General features: G+C 60.7%; 18 protein-coding genes. 8 read left to right on the forward strand and 10 right to left on the reverse strand.

The features are described from left to right. Positions 1-4: 4 nt before the first annotated feature. From kdpC to FY550_RS05625, 5 genes are all read right to left on the reverse strand, one after another. Entirely contained in the window at positions 5-595 is a 591-nt protein-coding gene (kdpC, locus tag FY550_RS05605) for a potassium-transporting ATPase subunit KdpC (protein ID WP_070976479.1), read from the reverse strand. Beyond that, positions 592-2,646: a potassium-transporting ATPase subunit KdpB gene (gene kdpB, locus FY550_RS05610; protein WP_070976480.1), complete on the reverse strand. Its 2,055-nt coding sequence runs from the start codon at positions 2,644-2,646 to the stop codon at positions 592-594. The genes kdpC and kdpB overlap by 4 nt, the downstream gene beginning before the upstream one ends. A gap of 14 nt (positions 2,647-2,660) precedes the next feature. Beyond that, a complete protein-coding gene (gene kdpA / locus FY550_RS05615) occupies positions 2,661-4,382 on the reverse strand; it encodes a potassium-transporting ATPase subunit KdpA (protein WP_325062976.1) in 1,722 nt (573 codons plus the stop codon). A gap of 9 nt (positions 4,383-4,391) precedes the next feature. Next, positions 4,392-4,472 (reverse strand): K(+)-transporting ATPase subunit F, encoded by an 81-nt coding sequence (kdpF, locus tag FY550_RS17225; RefSeq protein ID WP_070976482.1) that lies wholly within the window; start codon positions 4,470-4,472, stop codon positions 4,392-4,394. Between the two features lie 174 nt (positions 4,473-4,646). Further along, entirely contained in the window at positions 4,647-5,321 is a 675-nt protein-coding gene (locus FY550_RS05625; RefSeq protein ID WP_070976484.1) for a GNAT family N-acetyltransferase, read from the reverse strand. 219 nt (positions 5,322-5,540) lie between these two features. Between FY550_RS05625 and FY550_RS05630 the strand changes: the two genes are divergently transcribed. Continuing rightward, a complete protein-coding gene (locus FY550_RS05630) occupies positions 5,541-6,152 on the forward strand; it encodes a LysE/ArgO family amino acid transporter (RefSeq protein ID WP_199287856.1) in 612 nt (203 codons plus the stop codon). Positions 6,153-6,220: 68 nt separating this feature from the next. Here the strand turns inward: FY550_RS05630 and FY550_RS05635 are convergent, their stop codons facing one another. Continuing rightward, positions 6,221-7,093 carry a LysR substrate-binding domain-containing protein gene (locus FY550_RS05635; RefSeq protein ID WP_233350279.1) on the reverse strand — a complete coding sequence of 291 codons (873 nt, stop codon included), beginning with the start codon at positions 7,091-7,093 and terminating at the stop codon, positions 6,221-6,223. A 107-nt stretch (positions 7,094-7,200) separates the two neighbouring features. Between FY550_RS05635 and FY550_RS05640 the strand changes: the two genes are divergently transcribed. Then, positions 7,201-8,082, forward strand: a complete 882-nt coding sequence (locus FY550_RS05640) for a DMT family transporter (protein ID WP_070976491.1) — start codon at positions 7,201-7,203, stop codon at positions 8,080-8,082. Between the two features lie 17 nt (positions 8,083-8,099). On the opposite strand, the gene FY550_RS05645 is transcribed toward FY550_RS05640, so the two are convergent. Continuing rightward, positions 8,100-9,188, reverse strand: a complete 1,089-nt coding sequence (locus tag FY550_RS05645) for a CobW family GTP-binding protein (protein ID WP_070977306.1) — start codon at positions 9,186-9,188, stop codon at positions 8,100-8,102. A 380-nt stretch (positions 9,189-9,568) separates the two neighbouring features. Here FY550_RS05645 and zigA point away from each other — a divergent pair, with 380 nt between their 5' ends. From zigA to FY550_RS05675, 6 genes are all read left to right on the forward strand, one after another. Further along, positions 9,569-10,798: a zinc metallochaperone GTPase ZigA gene (gene zigA / locus FY550_RS05650; RefSeq protein WP_149054406.1), complete on the forward strand. Its 1,230-nt coding sequence runs from the start codon at positions 9,569-9,571 to the stop codon at positions 10,796-10,798. A gap of 57 nt (positions 10,799-10,855) precedes the next feature. Next, entirely contained in the window at positions 10,856-11,764 is a 909-nt protein-coding gene (gene folE2 / locus FY550_RS05655) for a GTP cyclohydrolase FolE2 (RefSeq protein ID WP_149054407.1), read from the forward strand. Between the two features lie 218 nt (positions 11,765-11,982). Then, positions 11,983-12,819, forward strand: coding sequence for a metal ABC transporter solute-binding protein, Zn/Mn family (locus FY550_RS05660; RefSeq protein ID WP_168169272.1), 837 nt, complete (start codon positions 11,983-11,985; stop codon positions 12,817-12,819). A 2-nt stretch (positions 12,820-12,821) separates the two neighbouring features. After that, positions 12,822-13,649: a metal ABC transporter ATP-binding protein gene (locus FY550_RS05665; RefSeq protein ID WP_070976496.1), complete on the forward strand. Its 828-nt coding sequence runs from the start codon at positions 12,822-12,824 to the stop codon at positions 13,647-13,649. Then, positions 13,646-14,491: a metal ABC transporter permease gene (locus FY550_RS05670; protein ID WP_070976498.1), complete on the forward strand. Its 846-nt coding sequence runs from the start codon at positions 13,646-13,648 to the stop codon at positions 14,489-14,491. Before FY550_RS05665 ends, FY550_RS05670 begins: the two co-directional genes overlap by 4 nt. Before the next feature lie 152 nt (positions 14,492-14,643). Beyond that, positions 14,644-15,819, forward strand: coding sequence for an OprO/OprP family phosphate-selective porin (locus FY550_RS05675; protein ID WP_168169273.1), 1,176 nt, complete (start codon positions 14,644-14,646; stop codon positions 15,817-15,819). Between the two features lie 18 nt (positions 15,820-15,837). Here FY550_RS05675 and FY550_RS05680 read toward each other — a convergent pair whose 3' ends face one another. The 3 genes from FY550_RS05680 to FY550_RS05690 all read right to left on the reverse strand — a co-directional run bounded on the left by FY550_RS05680 (position 15,838) and on the right by FY550_RS05690 (position 18,487). Next, positions 15,838-16,347 (reverse strand): YgjV family protein, encoded by a 510-nt coding sequence (locus FY550_RS05680; protein WP_070976503.1) that lies wholly within the window; start codon positions 16,345-16,347, stop codon positions 15,838-15,840. A 113-nt stretch (positions 16,348-16,460) separates the two neighbouring features. Continuing rightward, positions 16,461-17,348, reverse strand: coding sequence for an isocitrate lyase/PEP mutase family protein (locus FY550_RS05685; RefSeq protein WP_070976505.1), 888 nt, complete (start codon positions 17,346-17,348; stop codon positions 16,461-16,463). Continuing rightward, complete coding sequence (locus FY550_RS05690) at positions 17,345-18,487, reverse strand: ABC transporter substrate-binding protein (protein ID WP_070976508.1); 1,143 nt, start codon at positions 18,485-18,487, stop codon at positions 17,345-17,347. The genes FY550_RS05685 and FY550_RS05690 overlap by 4 nt, the downstream gene beginning before the upstream one ends. Positions 18,488-18,490 lie beyond the last annotated feature (3 nt).

The raw sequence follows: 18,490 nt of genomic DNA on the forward strand, positions 1-18,490 counted from the left end.
GCGATCATTCAGTAACAGGACTCCGTTCATCCAGCGCCAGGTTGAGGCGCAGTACATTCACAGCCGGCTCGCCGAACCACCCGGTATTTTCGGTCGCTGTCCGGATGGCCTGTTCGACAGCTGTCATGGGCAGGCCGCGCTCACGGCTGATGCGCGGCGCCTGAGCCAGGGCGGCGGCAGGCGTGATATGCGGATCGATGCCCGAGCCCGAGGCGGCCAGCAGATCAACCGGAATGCTGCCGGGTGCCAGAGCGTCTGTTGTCTGCAGCATGCGGGCTTCAGCCATGGCGCGTTCATGCAGCGCCGGGTTGCTCGGCGCCAGATTGGAGCCGGCAGCGGCATCGGGTGCATAGCCCGCAGCGGAAGGGCGGCCATGGAAGTACTGCGCCCCTGCGAAAGGCTGACCCACCAGGGCAGAGCCCACCATGTTACCTGATCGATCGTACAACAAACTGCCGTTCGCCTGATGTGGAAAGAGTACCCCACCCAGGGTAGTGACAACGAAGGGGTAGATCAGGCCCAGCAGTACGGCAAGTACGAGCATCAGACGGAACGAGGAGAGCAGCGATACGCGGGCCGGCAGTGACGTATTCATGAGGTGACTCCTGGCAGGAGAAGGGCGATCAACATGTCGAGCAGTTTGATGGCCGGGAAGGGCAGCAGTAGTCCGCCGAGGCCGTAGATCAGCAGGTTGCGGCGCAGCAATGCGGTCGCCGAAGAGGCCTTGAACCGAACGCCGCGCAGGGCGAACGGAATCAGGGCGGGGATGATCAGGGCATTGAAGATTACTGCGGCCAGTACAGCCGATTCGGGCGAGTGCAGGCCGAGGAGATCCAGCGCTCCCAGCGCCGGCATGCTGGCGGCAAAGAGTGCCGGCAGGATGACAAAGTATTTCGCCACGTCGTTGGCCAGCGAGAAGGTGGTCAGCGCGCCGCGAGTAATGAGCAGCTGTTTGCCGATCTCCACGGCAGCCAGCAGCTTGCCCGGATCAGAGTCGAGATCGACCATGTTGCCTGCTTCTCGTGCTGCCTGGGTGCCCGAGTTCATCGCCAGGCCCAGATCGGCCTGTGCCAGGGCCGGGGCGTCGTTGGTGCCGTCTCCCATCATTGCGACCAGACGCCCGGTCGCCTGCTCCTTGCGAATGATCTCCAGCTTGCGCTCGGGTGTGGCTTCGGCCACATAGTCGTCGACCCCGGCTTCCGCCGCGATGGCCGCAGCCGTGATCGGATTGTCGCCGGTAATCATCACCGTCTTCACACCCATCTCACGTAATTGTGCAAAGCGTTCGGCAATGCCGGGCTTGATGACATCCGAGAGTGCAATGAGGCCAAGCAGTCGGCTGCCCTCGGCGACGGCCAGCGGGGTAGCGCCTTCACGGGAGATGCGCTCGACCAGCCGCTGGTAGGTCGCGGGCACGTTGCCGCCGTGCTCTCGCACGAATGTCGCGATGGCATTGGGGGCGCCCTTGCGCAACTGCACGCCGTCGGGCAGGTCGACACCGGACAGTCGCGTTGAAGCCGAGAAGGGGATGAATTCGGCTCGGTCACTCAGCGTGGGCGCCGCGCCCTGGTCCCTGGCGAGTAACACGATGGAACGCCCTTCCGGGGTCGGGTCGGCCAGCGAGCACTGACAGGCCACATCGCGGAGCCGTTCAATGGCCACGCGATCGCAGGGGGTGAACTCGGTGGCGTGTCGGTCCCCCAGGGTGATCGTGCCCGTCTTGTCGAGCAGCAGGGTATCGATGCTGCCGGCGATTTCTACTGCCTTGCCGGACTTCGCGATCAGATTGGCGCGCATCGCTCGTTCCATGCCGGCAATACCGATGGCCGGCAGTAGCCCTCCGATGGTGGTGGGAATCAGACAGACCAGCAGGGCGACCAGCATGATCGGTGAGGGGGTGATGCCGACGAACCCTGCCATGGGCACCAGCGTGACCACCACGATCAGGAAGACCAGCGTCAGGGTGGCCAGCAGCACCGACAATGCCAGCTCGCTGGGCGTTTTCTGGCGGCTGGCGCCTTCGACCAGCGCGATCATGCGGTCGAGCAGTGACTCGCCCGGATCGACGCTGACCTCGATGACCAGCTCATCGGAGAGCAGTTTGGTGCCGGCACTGACGCCGCTGTTGTCGGTACCGGCTTCGCGCAGTACCGGTGCGGATTCGCCGGTGACGGCAGACTCGTTGATGGAGCCGGCGCCTTCGATGATCTCGCCATCGGCAGGAATCAGCTCACCGGCCATGACCCTGACCCGGTCGCCGCGGCGCAGTGTATCGGCAGAGACAGTGGCTTCGCTGCCATTCTTTTGCAGTTGGCGAGCCCTGAGCTGGCCACGGGTAGCTCGCAGGCTGCCGGCATGAGCCTTGCCGCGGGATTCCGCCAGAGCCTCGGCACCGTTGGCAAACAGCACGGTCGCCAGCAGCATCAGCGTCACCGCCAGGGCAAAGGCGATGCTTTCGCCCCGGACTGCCGCCAGTCCGGTATGGAGTGCGCAGACCAGGGTGCCGAGACCGACCACCGCCATCACCGGATTACGGGCCAGCGAGCGGGGCCCAAGTCGCAGCAGGGACTCCCGGAACAGGTGGCCCCAGCGAGGCCGCCATTGTGCATGTGGTGTGGCAGGGCGGGTTTGGGTCGAAGTCGACATGATGCCTTATCTCCTCACAAGCCGAGTGTCAGCTGTTCCGCGACCGGGCCGAGCACCAGCACCGGGAGGAAGCCCAGCAGGTTGATGATGACAATGACGCCCGCAGTCAGACCGACAAAGGCACCGCTGTCCATGTCCAGAGAGCCGCGACCCGCAGGAGCGGTGCGCTTGCCGGCCAGCCATGCAGCGACGGCCAGCGGGGCGAGCATGGGCAGAAAGCGGCCGACCAGCAGGGCGATGACGCAGGTCAGGTTCCACCAGGGCGTACCATCGCCCAGCCCCTCGAAGCCGGAGCCGTTATTGGCAAAGGCCGAGGTGTACTCGTAAAGCACCTGGGAGAGGCCGTGAAAGGCAGGGTTGGAAGTGCCGGCCAAGGCAGGGAAGGCGACCGTCAGCGCGGTGAGGCCGAGAATGATCAGCGGCTGGGCGAGAATCGCCAGCGAGATCCAGCGCATTTCGCGAGTCTCGAGTGGTTTGCCCAATAGCTCGGGCGCACGGCCGATCATCAGTGAGCCGACGAAGGCGGCCAGCATCAGATAGAGCAGGTAGCCGATCAGCCCGACCCCAATGCCGCCGAAAGTCACGTTAACGAACATATCCATCAGCGTGACTGCACCACCCAGCGGGTTGAAGCTGTCGTGCATGGCGTTGACCGAGCCGTTGGAGGTCTGGGTCGTCCAGCTGGCCCACAGTGCTGACATTTCCGGGCCGAAGCGCACCTCCTTGCCTTCCATGTTGGGGCTTCCGGCGATGGCCAGCCCCTCGAAGGCAGCATTCGGCATCTTCTCCGAGACGATCATGGCCGTGGTCGAGGCCAGCGAAAATGCCAGCATCACTGCACCGATCCCCATCATCAGACGGCGCCGTCCCGTCATGACGCCGATGGCAACGAGCAGTGCTACAGGGAACAGCAGCAGGGAGACGGTCTCGATCACATTGGACAGCGGCGTGGGGTTTTCCAGCGGCACACTGGAATTGGGGCCGTACCAGCCACCGCCATTGGTGCCGAGCTGTTTGATGGCGACCATTGAGGCGACCGGTCCGAGCGGAATGTGTTGCGTCGTGGTCACCGTGCTGTCCAGCGGTTGTACCGTTTGTGCCCCCTGGTAAGTGCCGGGGACGCCTTGCCAAGTCAGCAGTAGCGCCACCAGGGTGGCGACCGGCAGCATGACGCGCACTAACGTGCGCATCAGATCGCGGTAATAATTGCCCACATCGACGACGGCGCCTTTTACGTCCGAGGCTGTGGTGGAAGACGGCTTCTTGAGCAGGACGCGCGCAATCGCCAGCAGCACCGCCAGGCCCGTTGCCGGCGTAATGAACTGCAGGGTCACGATGGCGAAGGTCTGGCTCATATAGGAGAGCTGGGCCTGGCCTGAATAGTGTTGCTGGTTGGTATTGGTGGCAAAGGAAACGGCCGTATGCAGGGCCGTATCCCACGACATGCCCGGGATACGATCGGGGTTGAGCGGCAGCCACCCCTGGGCCATGAACACGCCCCAGGCCAGCAGCACCAGCACGATATGCAGCTTGGCCACGGCCCAGGCATAAGTCTGCCAGGTCATCGTGCGTTGTGCATCGACCCCGGCCAGACGATAGATTCCGGACTCGATGGGCAGAAAGAAACTCTCAAGAGGCGCCTTTCGCCCATCACCCAGTGAGTGGGCCATGTACAGCCCCAGTGGGATTGCCAGGCCGATAACCAGCGCATAACAGAGAATGACGTCGTTCATCATCTGCTCCCCTTAAAATCGCTCAGGCCATAGCAGGGCGGTGAACAGATAGGCGCCCATCGCCAGAGAGAGAATCAACAGAAAGATCTGCATTGCCTGATGCCTCGGTCGGTGGAATGAGCCAAGGCTAGGGAGTCAGGGCGTAAAAAATCGATTGGGCGTGGCGGGGAGAACCATAAAAAGAACGTAAAAATGGTGCTCTGCGCCAATTGATTCAGCGTGGTGATTGCTTTGGAAGACGAAAGAGCCGCCTGGGCAGAATCGGACTCAGCTCTCCATTTTCATGGCAATGGATGTCAGCGGTGACAGCACCGTCCAGCCGAGATGATCATAAAGGGCTCGGCCTTCTTCGGTGGCTCCGAGGATAGCGCGGCGAGCGCCCTGTTCGCGGGCAATATGGCCCAGCGCCTGCATCACGTATCGGCCCAGCCCGCGACGTTGATGGTCCTTGTGCGTTTCGATCTGATCGAAGATGGCGTAATCGTGCGCCAGCGCAAGACGACCGCTGGCGGCCAGCTCGCCATGACACGTTTCGATCTCGAGCCCCGTGAAGAGTTCGTGCCTGGTGGTTTGCATCCGATAGCCCGGCGGCAGGGCTTGTGTCAGCGACGCTGATGAGAGTGTGGTGGCCATCAGGTGAGCCTGAGGATCGAGCTGCCAGTTGTCGGGCAGTAACGAGGCTACGACGGCTATCGGCTCGAACAGCTTGATATAGACGTGGGGGTCATGGATGCGTGAGATCAGTGCGCGCACCCGGGCATAATCGGGTGTGGTCATGATGTAGCGCGCCTGCTGGCGCAGCTCACCTACCTGCACATGAAAAAAGCCGTCGTGTCGGGTTGGCGGCAGGGTTTCACGCGTGCGGGTCCAGCCCAGGACCCAGGCTTCGATATCACGCTCGCCCGGAAAGGTGTCGTCCGCTGACCGGTGCCGATCAGACACGATATGGCTCCATGAGCTTCATATTCCCTCTTGCTCCATGTCTTCAGGCGCTCTTCGGGTAAGGCCAGCGTACCGCAGCACACGGCGACGGCCATCAGAGGCGCTGATACCCCATCACGAGTTGTCGTTGGTCTGTTGATGACAGCCCGGATACGCTTCATCCGCTCGGCACTGCCGGGTAGGGCAGTCGGGATAAGCTACCACAGGCAGCAGGATGTCATGATGCACGCTTTCATTGCCGGCTTCGGGCTGGGTTTGTCGCTGATACTGGCCATCGGGGCGCAAAATGCCTTTGTACTGCGCCAGGGGCTCCGCCAGGAGCATGTGCTGTGGATCTGTGTCGTTTGTGCACTCTCGGATGCCGTGCTGATTACCGCAGGTGTATTCGGCTTTGCCGTACTGGTCGAACGTTTCGCCTGGCTGGCGGTATGGCTGCGTTACGCGGGGGCGGCGTTCCTGTTTTGTTACGGAGCACGCAGTTTGTGGGCGGCACTGCGACATGATGAAGTGCTGCTGCCTGGCGACACCGCACCCGTATCACTGTTGGCGACGCTGGGTGTCTGTCTGGCGATGACCTGGCTCAATCCGCATGTCTATCTCGATACCGTGGTACTGATCGGTTCGATCTCGACTCGTTATGACGGTCAGCAGTGGCCTTTTGTCATTGGTACCACGCTGGCGTCGGTGGTGTTCTTTTTCAGCCTTGGCTATGGCGCTTCATTGCTGCGACCGGTGTTCGCCCGGCCAGTGGCATGGAAGGTGCTCGATGGTTTGATTGGCCTGACGATGTGGGGGATCGGCGCCTCGTTGCTGTTGCCGAACCCTGGCTGAACCATGCCCATGTTCATTCATGTTGGAATGAAACCGGAAGATGGTTGGTGTGGTCATGACGGACCATTTCAAAGCGCCCCCAGCCGCTCCTGAAGTCGCAGTGCCAGCTGACGCGCGGCCTCGCTGGGGCGGCCGGGGCTGCGGTGCAGGGTGATTTCCGTACCTGGCAGTTCCGGCAGACCTGATCCCGAATCCAGAATGCGCAGTTCATTGCCGGCCATCGAAGGCGTGAGGACCGTGATCGCCAATCCCGCTCTGACTGCCGAGCGCAGTCCCGAAAGACTGGCACTGGTGTAGGCGATACGCCATGACATCCCGGCGGCATCCAGCGCTGCCAGTGCCCGCTCTCGAAAGATGCAGACGCCTTCCTGTGAAACGGCCAGCGGTAACGGTGTGCGCACGTGGGTGTCGTGGCCGGGAGAGCCGGCCCATACCATGGGCTCGCGCCAGAGCACCTCTCCCCCGGGACTTCTCGGTTGACGGGTAGTGACGGCAAGATCGAGCATGCCGCCCTTTACGTCCCGCACCAGATCGACACTCAGGCCGCAGCGCACCTCCAGCGCCACGCCGGGGAAACGGGCTTCGAACTCTGCCAGTACCTCGGGCAGATAGACCACATAGTCATCCGGCACGCCCAGCCGCACGACCCCATCGAGCCGTTGATTGCGCACATCCTGCCAGGCCAGCGTGTTCTGGCGCAGCATTTCACGGGCGTGCGCCAGCAGGCGCTCGCCAGCGGGAGTAGGTGATGCCGTGCGGCGTCCGCGCTGGAGTAGCGGGCGATCCAGCAGGCCTTCCAGCCGGTTCATGTGTGCACTGACGGTGGATTGAGCCAGATGCAACTGCTCGGCAGCCGCCGTGAAGCCGCCTGTCTCCACCACGCTGACGAAGGTTTTCAGTACCACGAGATCCAGCGGTCTGGGATTGGTCATATCAGCCATCACGTTTCGTGATCATTTGATCACGACTCTTCGTTTCACCGATGTTTGGATGGCTCCCAAAATAGCCGGCAATTATGGCATCAAACAAGTTGATCGGGAGTCTCGGCATGTTCGATAAAGGGCATTTTTCAGGCCTTGTGGCTGGCGCTTTTACTGTTGCGCTCTGGGCCAGTCTTCCGGTGCTGCGCAGCCTGGCAAGCCTGCCGCCAATGCTGGTAGCGGCCGTGGCAATGATCTGCGCAGCCGCACTGGCCCGGCTGTTCGGCAGGCTTCAGCCCAATCGTTCCGGCGCCAATCCGAAGGCGGATTGGCACTACTGGCTAATGGCGGTGGGTGGGCTGATCGGGGCGCTCTATTTCTATTTTCTGGCACTGCAGCACGGCGATCCGGCCAAGGTGACTCTGGTGACCTATACCTGGCCGCTGGGGTTTGTGCTGATGGCGGATCGACTCGCCGGCAAGGGGCTGAGAATCAGGACGCTGCTGGGCGCGGCGGTAGCCTTCATTGGTCTGATGCCGCTGGTGCTCTCCAACAGCACTGGCAGTTCAACCTCCTGGCTGGCTTATATGGCAGGCCTGGCGGCCGGTGTCTCGTGGATTGCGTTTTCGCTCTATCTGAGACAGACCGGTGGTTTATCCAGCCGGGGTTACAGCACCCTCTTTCTTCACGTGGGCGTGATCACCCTGTTGGTGCATCTGCTGTTCGAAGCCTCAGTACCTTCGGCAACTCCACAGGACTGGGCTGTGGCGGCCATGATCGGGGTCGGCCCGTACGGCGTCGCGTTCATGGCATGGGGATATGCGCTGCGTCATGGGCCTTCCACACTGCTGGGCGTCATGACTTATCTGGTGCCGGTAATAGCGGCTAGCCTGCTGGTACTGCTGGGCTGGAGCAGTCCGAGCTATCAGCTGCTGATTGCCTGCGCTGCTGTGCTGTGCGGCGCTTTGATTACTCAGGCTTCCCGATTCAGAAGAATGAAGCTGGCGTAACGCCGAATCGGCCCGGGTCAGGTGATCGCTACCATGACGCTTTCCAGCGACTCACGCGGAATATCGCGGGTAATGAATACCAGCCGGGAGCGATGATCATCATCCGGCCAGGCATCGAGTTCCATCGGTGGATGGAACACATGCTGTACGCCGTGAATGACGGACGGACGGTTGTGTCCGGCGATATTCAGAATGCCCTTGAGACGCAGCATGTTGTCGCCCATCAGGCTGAGCATGAGTTCGAGCCAGGCCTCGAAGCGCTCCCGCTGTATCGGTGTTGACAGGGTAAAGCAGTGGGCCCGGATATGATCGTCATGACGGTTGCGGTCGGAGCCGGTATGACCTTGAGCGAAACCGGGAAATGAGGATGTCTGCTGGTTAAAAGCAGTACTGAATTGCATGGCCCCAAACGCCGGCGGCGTTGCTGTATGAGTCGCAAGCCAGCGCTGCGGGTTGGAGCGTAGGCCATCGGCATCGAGTAATCCCAGCCCCATTAAGTTCCGGGCATTGATCTCTCCATTGATGATCCGCTGCTGACGAGCGCCCGGATTGATTGACGACAGTCTTGCCTGCAAACCGGAGACTTCTTCCGGGCTTGCCAGATCGGACTTGGTGATCAGCAACAGGTCGGCGACGGCGCTCTGTTTGACCGCTTCGGTGTGATGGTTCAGCGTCGATTGACCATGGCTGGCGTCAACAATCGAGACTATGCCGTCGAGACGGTAGCGGGTGGCGATCCGCTCATCGGTCATCAGGGTATGCATGATGGGTGCAGGGTCCGCCAGGCCTGTCGTTTCGATGATCACCCGATCGAACTGGCGTTTGCCCTCGCGGGCGAAGCGCCAGGTGGCGTTGCGCAGCGTCTGAGCCAGATCGCCGCGGATCGTGCAGCACACGCAACCGCTATCCATCGCCATCACCTGGGTCTCGTCAGTGGCGCTGAAGAGTTGATGATCCAGTCCGATCTCGCCGAATTCATTGATGACCACCAGCGTGCGGGACATCTCCGGCTGACGCACCAGCTGATTCAGCAGGGTTGTCTTGCCGCTACCGAGGAAGCCGGTCAACAGTGTGACTGGTATTGAAGAGGAACTGCGTTTCGCCATGGTGGTCCCTGAAACGAAATGATCACTGCAAACTGCCATCCGGAAAACCGCTCCGGATAAATTCCTGGGGGCAGAGTATTGCTACCCATCCATCTCATGCCAACCCGCCCACTCCCTCCCGGTATGCTGTAAAGGCCTTGAGTTTGCGAGACAGAAGTCAACAGTGAGGCAGTCATGCCACCTCGATGCAGTGGTCTGCAGGTGTCGGCCTGTCAGGCATGAAGATTGACGGTCCTGGGCATGTTTATTGTTATGATATAACATATATATTATAGTGCGCCATCGCTGCTGATGCCTCTCTCGGCGACGCCGGATGCTGAATACATGAATGGCGGTCGCGACGAGAACACCCTTTCTCGAAGAACACAGGACCAGGTTTGATGCACCAGGAACGGAATGTATTACCGGTCACCGTCCTTTCCGGCTTTCTTGGGGCCGGCAAGACCACATTGCTGAACCATATTCTCGCCAATCGCGAGGGGCGCCGAGTCGCTGTGATCGTCAATGACATGAGTGAGGTCAACATCGATGCTGCCATGATACGTGGTGTGCCTGGCACCGATGGCGAAACGGGAGAGGTGTCGCTCGATCGCTCCCAGGAGCGTTTGGTGGAAATGAGCAATGGCTGCATCTGCTGCACCCTGCGCGAGGATCTGCTGGTCGAGGTCCGGCGCCTCGCCGAGGAGGGGCGCTTTGACTACCTGGTGATTGAATCCACCGGTATCTCCGAGCCGCTGCCGGTCGCCGAAACCTTCACCTTCACTGACGAAGAGGGCGAGAGCCTCTCGGAGGTGGCACGTCTTGATACCCTGGTCACCGTGGTTGATGGCGCCAATTTTCTCGCAAACTACCAGGAGGCCATGTCGCTGGCCGAAGCGGGGCAGAGCCTGGGCGATAAGGATGAGCGCAACGTGGCCGACCTGCTGGTGGATCAGGTCGAGTTCTGCGATGTGTTACTGATCAGCAAGACCGATCTGCTCGACATGGGACAGTTGAAGGAGCTGACTGCCATATTGCGCTCGCTCAATCCCGAGGCCGAACTGATTCCCATGTCGAATGGTCAGGTATCGCTGGAGAAGGTGCTCGATACCGGGCGGTTCAGCTTCGAACGTGCCCAGCAGGCGCCAGGCTGGCTCAAGGAGCTGCGCGGTGAGCATACCCCGGAGACGGAGGAGTACGGTATCTCGAGTTTCGCCTATCAGGCACGGCGTCCTTTCCATCCGCAGAAGTTCTTCGAACTGATCCATGGTGACTGGTTCGGCGGCAAGCTATTGCGTTCAAAGGGGTTTTACTGGCTGGCGAGCCGGCCACAGTTTGCAGGACAGTGGAGTCAGGCGGGCGGCATTGCTCATTATGGTTTCGCCGGCATGTTCTGGAAGTCTGTACCGGAAGCGAGCTGGCCGAAGGATCCGGAGTACCGGGAAGCGATCCTGGGGCAGTGGCAGGAACCCTTTGGCGATATGCGCCAGGAACTGGTCTTCATCGGTCAGCATCTGGATGAGCCACGCATGCGACATGCGCTGGACGCGTGTCTGTTGAACGATGAAGAGCTCGCCGCGGGGGTGGAACACTGGAAAACCCTGACTGATCCCTTTCCTGCCTGGCGCTGACAAACAACGATTCGATCGCTTTCGCTTTTTGATGTGACCTGCAAGGACCGAATAATCATGAACCGCAATGATCTACCTGATATTGCCACGGAGACTTCGACGCTGCAGGGAGCGCTCTCTCGGGTGGGCATGGAGCAGATTGCCCTGCCGCTACAGGTAGCGGGGCAGGGGATCGTGGGCCGCGCATCAGCCGGTGTCAGCCTGGATAATGCATCGGCACGAGGTGTGCACATGTCCCGTCTCTATCTGGCTCTGAGTGCACTGGAAAACCGCGAGCTTTCCATCGACGAGGTGGAAGGGGTGCTCGATGCCTTTCTTGATACACACCAGGGGTTATCGGATCGCGCCTTTCTGGATCTGAGCGGTGAAGCGATGCTCAGGCGACCCGCCCTGGTCAGCCCGTTGTCAGGCTGGAAAGCCTATCCCTTTACCTTGCGCTGCCGAAAGGATACGCAAGGATTACAAGCCACCCTCGAGCTGACGATCGGTTATTCCTCTACCTGCCCCTGTTCGGCAGCACTGGCACGCCAACTGATTCAGCAGTCTTTTGACGAGCACTTCCAGGACACGCCGTTGACCCATGAGGCCGTCCATGACTGGCTGGGCAGTGAGCAGGGCGTGCCGGCGACCCCTCACAGCCAGCGCAGTCAGACGCATCTTTCGCTGCGTCTGAAGAACACGCCCGAAGCGCTGCCGCTGGAGGCGGCCATCAATCGCGTTGAGGATGCTCTCGGCACTGCGCTGCAGACGGCGGTCAAGCGTGTTGACGAGCAGGCCTTCGCGCTGGCCAATGGTCAGAACCTGATGTTCTGCGAGGATGCCGCACGTCGCCTGCATCACACCCTGCAGACGCAGGAGGAAGTGATCGGTTTCCAGCTGCAGGTTGTGCATGCCGAGAGCCTGCATGCGCACGACGCCGTGGCCAGCAGTGAGTGGAACTGGCAGGGCTGTGGTGAGGCTTTCTGATCCATTTGTTGCTATGCAATGCGCGCAGGTACGCAATGGTTGGGATATCTCTCAGGATTTGAGGATTGAAAACACCCGAACCAACACTTTAAGCTCTTTATGTTACGATATAACGTATCTTTTGGTGGATGATAATGATGCTTGCTTTCCCGGACTCGAGTTTTTATAGACGCCTCGTTGCGATGATATCCGTGCTGGGGCTATTGAGCACTTTCGGCATGGCAAGCGCTGATGAAGCAAGGATCCGGGTGGTTGCGGCCGAGAGCAGCTACGGCAGCATGGTGCAGACGATCGGCGGCGAGCATGTCGAGGTCACCTCGCTGCTGGATAGCCCCGATGTCAATCCACACGAGTTCAAGGGCAGCCCCCGGATCGGCCGTCAGTTGCAGAACGCTGATCTGGTGGTCATGAACGGAGCAGGATTCGATGGCTGGATGGGACCGCTGCTCGAAGGCACCAGTCAGGAGGGGCGAACCGTGGTCAAGGCCAGTGAGGCTGGTAGTGCCATGATCATGGCGGACAATAACTGGCACCTGTTCTACTCGCCCCGCATCATGCTGGCGACCGCCAGTCATGTCACCCAGGCCCTGAGCCAACAGGATCCGACGCACGAGCGCGACTATCGGCATGGCCTTGTGCAATTTCGCAAGGAATTGCTGCCTGTTTACGATCAGGTGCAGCAGCTGATTGCCAAATATCCGAATCTTACCGTGACAGCGACCGTACCGGTCTACAACTACATGATCCAGTTACTGGGTTATCAAAATCTTTACCACGATGTTCAGTTTGCCTCGATGCGCAACAGTCAGCCCAGTGCTCGGCAGGTCAGCGAATTCATTCAGGGGTTGAAGCAGCACAAGGTGCGTCTGCTGATCTATAACCGGCAGGTGCATAACCGCCTGACCAAAAATGAGGTGCAGAGTGCCAGGGAAGCCGGGGTGCCGGTAGTGGGTGTCAGTGCGATTCCATTACATGGCGACAATTACGCCCAATGGCAGATCAGGCAGCTCAAGGCGATTGAGAAGGCCCTCGATAAAGCGCAAAAACCGTCCTGATCATGACCTGTGATGTATCCGCAGTGCATGCTCGCGCGATTGCGGCAGGCAAGGGAGCGCAGCATGCCTTCAGTGATTTGTCATTCGAGCTGCCAGTAGCCAGCTTCACGGCGCTGGCAGGCCCCAATGGTTCCGGCAAGACGACCCTGTTCGAGACCTTGCTGGGTCTGGCGAGTCTGCGTCGGGGGGCGCTTGATGTGTTCGAGCAGTCGCCGCGCAAGGCACGTTCGGCGGTCGCTTATGTGCCGCAGGCCAGTCGTCTGTTGCATGACGGCCAGTTCATTGGCCGTGAATTCGTGGCGGCGGCGTGGCGTGCCCGGCGATGGGGGATCACCTGGCATCAGAAGGCCGCGGCACAAGCCGTGGATCATGCGCTGACTCAGGTGGATGGCCATGTACTGGCACGGCGCCGACTGGGCGAGCTCTCCGGTGGTCAGCAACAGCGTCTGCTGGTGGCGCAGGCGCTGGTCAATCAGCCGCGGCTGCTGCTCATGGATGAGCCGCTGGCATCGCTGGACCCGGCCGCTCAGGAGCAGATCGTGGCGCTGGCCGCCCACCTGAGGAATTGCCTCGGGATGACCGTGCTGTTCAGCACGCATGATGTGAATCCGGTGGTCGATGTGGCTGATCAGGTGCTCTATCTGGCGGGCGGCAGTGGTCGACTCGGTACCATTGATGAGATCGTCAACGACGAGGTGCTGAGTGCGCTCTATGGCGTGCCCATGCATGTGGTACGCGAGCGCGGCCGTCTGTTCGTGATGCGTGATCAGGCAGCGGGAGCCTCGCGCTGTGTTGCCGAAATGGCACGGGATGCCGGGAGGTGCGCATGAACTGGCCCGCGCTGCTGGAGATGCAGTTCATGCGCCACGCCTTCGCCGCGGCAAGCTGCATTGCGATCGCCGGTTCGGCGATCGGCTACTTCGTGGTATTGCGGCGTCAGGCGTTTGCGGCGCATGCGTTGAGCAATGTTGGTTTTGCCGGGGCGGCGGGCGCCTCGCTGCTGGGCATCGACCCCCTGCTCGGGTTATTCGTCTTCGTGCTGGCCTCTGCAGTGCTGATGGCGCTGGCAGGGGAGAACGTCGGGCAGCGGGATATCAGTGTCGGCATGATCCTGATGGTCTCGCTGGGGCTGGGCATCCTGTTCGTCAATCTTTACAGCGCCAATGCGGATGCCGCTATCGGTATCCTGTTCGGCAGTGTACTGGGCATCAGTCACGAACAACTGCACATGACCTTCATGACTTCACTGGTGGTGATGGGGTTGCTGGTGATCATGTTCCGCCCATTGCGGTTTGCCAGTCTCAATGCGCCTGCGGCCCGGGGGCGAGGACTACCTGTCACGGCACTCAACCTGCTGTTTCTGCTGTTGCTGGGGGCCACCGCGGCCATGGCGGTACCGGTGATCGGCTCGCTGCTCAGCTTTGCCATCTTCATCGGCCCCGCAGCGGCGGCCCAGGCCTGGACGGGGCGGGTCGCCTCCGGGCTGGTGCTGACCATGGCGCTGGCCCTGCTCGAAACCTGGGGCGGCATCGCGGCCTCGTACTACATCAACTGGCCGGCTTCCTCCTGTATCGCGATACTGAGCTTTGCCATCTACGCCCTGGGCTGGCTCTCCTCCCGGCATGCCCTGTTTCGCCGGTTTGACAAACATATCCGCACAACAACGAGCTGATCGTTAGACGATCACCGATTCCCGGAAACCCTGCCATTCATCCCGCTTCCAAAAAGTTGTTCTGCATGAAATGTGATGTTATATCGTTAAATAAAGTGCCATTGATTCAAAAACAGGCACGTCGTTTATTGTCGTCAATGATCAATCTCTGTATGGCCATCGGGCCGGGCGTGCTGGCGCTGCCGGCCAGCGCTGATGAAGCAGGCTCCCGGGTGACGCTCACGGATAGTGGTCTGGGGCTGAAAAGTACCGATGAGCGTTTCGCCATTCAGTTGCATGGCCTGATTCAGGCGGATGGCGCGGTGTTTGATCAGGATCGTACAGAGCTGGGCAATGGCACCGATATACGTAATGCCAAGCTGATTCTGAAAGGCCACGTTCAGCATGACTGGGGTTACAAATTTCAGGTCAACTTCGCGAAAGAGGATAACCGGCAGCTGGAAGACATCTTCCTGCAGTATCGCGGCTTCAGGCCGACCACCATTACAGTGGGTAATGTCAAACAACCTTTCTCGCTGGCGTTTCTGAATGGTAATCGCAATGCCACCTTCATGGAGTTTGCGATGATCCATGAGGCATTGGTACCGAAGCGTCGGATCGGCCTCATGGCAGGTTTGCATGGTGGCAGCTGGACAGCGCATATGGGCGGTTTTGCCAACAGCGTGAAAGAGGACAATAGCGTTGGAGACAGTGGGGCGGGGATAGTTGGTCGTGGTGTCTGGACGCCGGTGCGCAGTCAGCGTCGATTGGTGCTGGCAGGGCTGGCCGGTCAGTACCGGAGTCTGGGAGATAACCACAAGGTGGCGATCAAAAGTCGCCCGGGGACACATGTCACGAATCAGCGGCTGGTCGGCTTCGGCCCCCATACCGGTTTTGCGCCGATTACTGATGCCCGTAACGTCGCAGCAGGTGATGCACAGGTGGCTGTTGTGCATGGCCCCTTTGCAGTGCAGGGAGAGTTCGTGCACAAGCGCGTCGGGCAAAAGGAGTCACACTTCGATGCTCAGGGGGGCTATATGCAGGCCAGCTACTTCCTGACCGGGGAATCCCGAGCGGCAGCCTACCAGCCGGGTAAGGGCGCGTTCGGCGCCATTACGCCGATGCACCCCTACGGCGCCTGGCAGGTGGCCCTGCGCTACGACACCCTGAAGCTCAACGACGATAGCATGGTGGGCGGCCGCGAGCAGAATCTGACGGCCGGGGTGAACTGGTATGCCAACCGTCATGTGCGCTTTTCTGCCAACTACATCCGTATTGATGCTGAAAGACCGGGTGGGCCGGATAATCGGGCCAATGCATTTGCCGCGCGAGCTCAGCTCGGCTTCTGAGCCCTGAGCCATTGACTGTCAGGCCGTTGAATGCGCGCGGCGATCGCGTGCCATCCTGGCGATGGTGATTACATTGGTGATGAAAATCAGGGTTTCTGCCAAGGTGCCGCCCACGGCACCAATGATCAGGTTGGTCAGCGCCCAGGCCAGCGCTGCACCGGCCAGCATCAGCCGCATGGGAATGCCGCGCAGCATGAACATGCCGATCGTACCCAGCACGCCGGCGGTCAGTGGTAACAGATCAAGCCAGCCTTCCCAGAAGAGAAGCGAAACGGCCAGGGTGGCGGCCAGCACGCCCGCCATGAGGGGATAACTGCCGGGATGGCGGCGCGCCAGTACGATACGCAGAATCACCAGCGTGGTGATGGCTGCCGCGACCCAGCTCGCGAACAGCAGATACTGCAGCGTGAATGCGATATTGGCCGAAATCAGCAGCTTGAGCAGACGGTCATCACGCTTGCTGGCAAACGCCACCAGGCAGATCGCCAGGGCGATGAGACTGACAATCTGACCGGCGAGCAACTGCATGACCCCTCCTGTCGGGCGTTATATCGCGATATCCGGCAAGAGGATAGCAGGCGTGGCTCTGCTGCAGGCCACGCATATCAGTTGACCGGGCTGGGTTCATGAGCTCAGGCAGGTCATGACTCTTGCGGGGCGTAACGGGAATCCAGTTGATCGAAGAACGGTTTATTGACCAGCCGCTGCCGCTCGCTGAAGGGAGCGACCAGCTGGGGGTCCTCATCAAGCCGACCAGCTCGCTGCAGTTGAGGCAGTGCCCGCTGCATGCCACAGACAGCGCTCTGCAGTGCGGCATTGGCGTAGAGCACGATGGCATAGCCGAGGGGTTCGAGCTCATCGCGTGAAAGCGTAGGCGTCTTGCCCCCAATGACAATGTTGATCAGTTGCGGGGTCTTGAGCAGGGTCGGTAGACGGCGGACATCCTCCAGGGTTTCGGTGGCTTCGATGAACAGGATATCCGCGCCCGCTTCAGCGAAACGACGGGCTCGCTCCACGGCATGCTCGATGCCATGAACGGCAGCGGCATCCGTACGGGCGATGATCTGAACGTTATCATCCTCGCGCGCGTCGACGGCCGCCTTGATCTTGCCCAGCATCTCTTCGGTCGAAATGACTTGTTTGCCACTGAAGTGACCACATTTCTTGGGCGAGATCTGATCCTCGAGCTGAATGGCATCCGCACCACTGCGTTCCAGCGTGCGAATAGTCTGACGCACGTTCAGGGCATTGCCAAAGCCGGTGTCCGCATCGACGATCATCGGCAGCTCGACCACGTCACGCACGCGAGCGGCGTGCTCGGCAATTTCATGCAGTCCGATGAACCCCAGATCGGGCAGACCCAGTGACATGTTGCTAACGCCAGCGCCGGTCAGATAAAGCGCTTCAAAGCCTGCATCCTCGACGATGCGAGCACTGAGAGCATTGAATACGCCGGGTACCAGCAGGGCGTTGCGTTCGGCGATGCGACGCCGGAAAGCAGCACGGCGTTCATTGGCTGAAGTGGTCATGGCTGAGTCTCCCTTGAGGAGTGGACTGGAGGGGTTGGGCGGCGTGGCCAGGGCGTATCGGGTCGGGCCGATTGCTGGCTGGCTGTATCGGAAGATGAAGATCCGGACTCGCCGGTGCGGTCGAGTATGGTGATTTCCCGGGCCCACCGCCGCATGAAGGCGTCACGTCTGAGCGGGTCGACAAAGGCCAGTAGAGAGGCATCCAGAGGGATCGGATAAAGATGATCGCCGACCTGATCACGTAACCTTGCCGCGGTCCAGGGGCCGACCACGCCATCCAGAGGTGAAAACAGCGGTGTCTGGCCGGCCAGCACATGCTGGCCTTTGGGCCCCAGCAGAAAGGCCATGAAAAGTCGTGCAGCCTGCGGGTGTGGCGCATTGCGCGCGACCAGCGCCGTGCGCAACAGGACCAAGCTATAGTCGGTCGGGACCTGCACGATCACTTCCGGATGGTGGCGGGCCCAGGCGATGGCATATGAGCCCAACAGATTGTAGCCGAGCCAGTAACGCCCCTCACTGAGGCCTTCCAGCATGGCACGGCTGGTAGCTTCGGGGGTGACCCCTCTGGCGCCCATGGCAGCAACCAGATCCCAGAAGCGGGGGCTGTAGCGTGCATCCTGCTGAAACAGCGAGTAGCCGACGCCACTGCTCTCGGGATCATAAGTGGTCACTCGTCCCTGAAGCTGAGGTATCTGCAGGGCCTGCAGCAACTCGCGGTGGGTCTGGGGAGGCAGCGTGTGGCGGGCAAGATCCAGGCGATAGGCGATGACCACGGGTTCAAACGTGAAGCCGAAGACTTCATTGCGCCATTTGGCCCACTCGGGCCATTGTCGTGCTTCCGGCAGGTCGAGTCGTGCCGCGCGCCCCTGATTGGCGAGCGCGACCTGCCAGGGCATGGCCGAGCTGATGTAAACATCCGCCGGCGGGCTGCCATCGCGGGCTCGGCGGTCAACGGCCAGTGTCGAGCTGTCGTGGTAGCTGACCCTGATGTTCGGGTGCGTTGCTTCGAAGGCACGTATCAGGGGTTCGGCCACGTTGAAATCCAGTGCCGCTTCAATGGTCAGACTCGATTCGGCGGCCACCGCCCGGGCTGCTGAAGCCAGGGTCAGTAGGGCAAGTACGGCTATCAGATATTTCATTAA

Origin of the sequence: Kushneria phosphatilytica (assembly GCF_008247605.1) — a bacterium.
Lineage (GTDB): Bacteria > Pseudomonadota > Gammaproteobacteria > Pseudomonadales > Halomonadaceae > Kushneria > Kushneria phosphatilytica.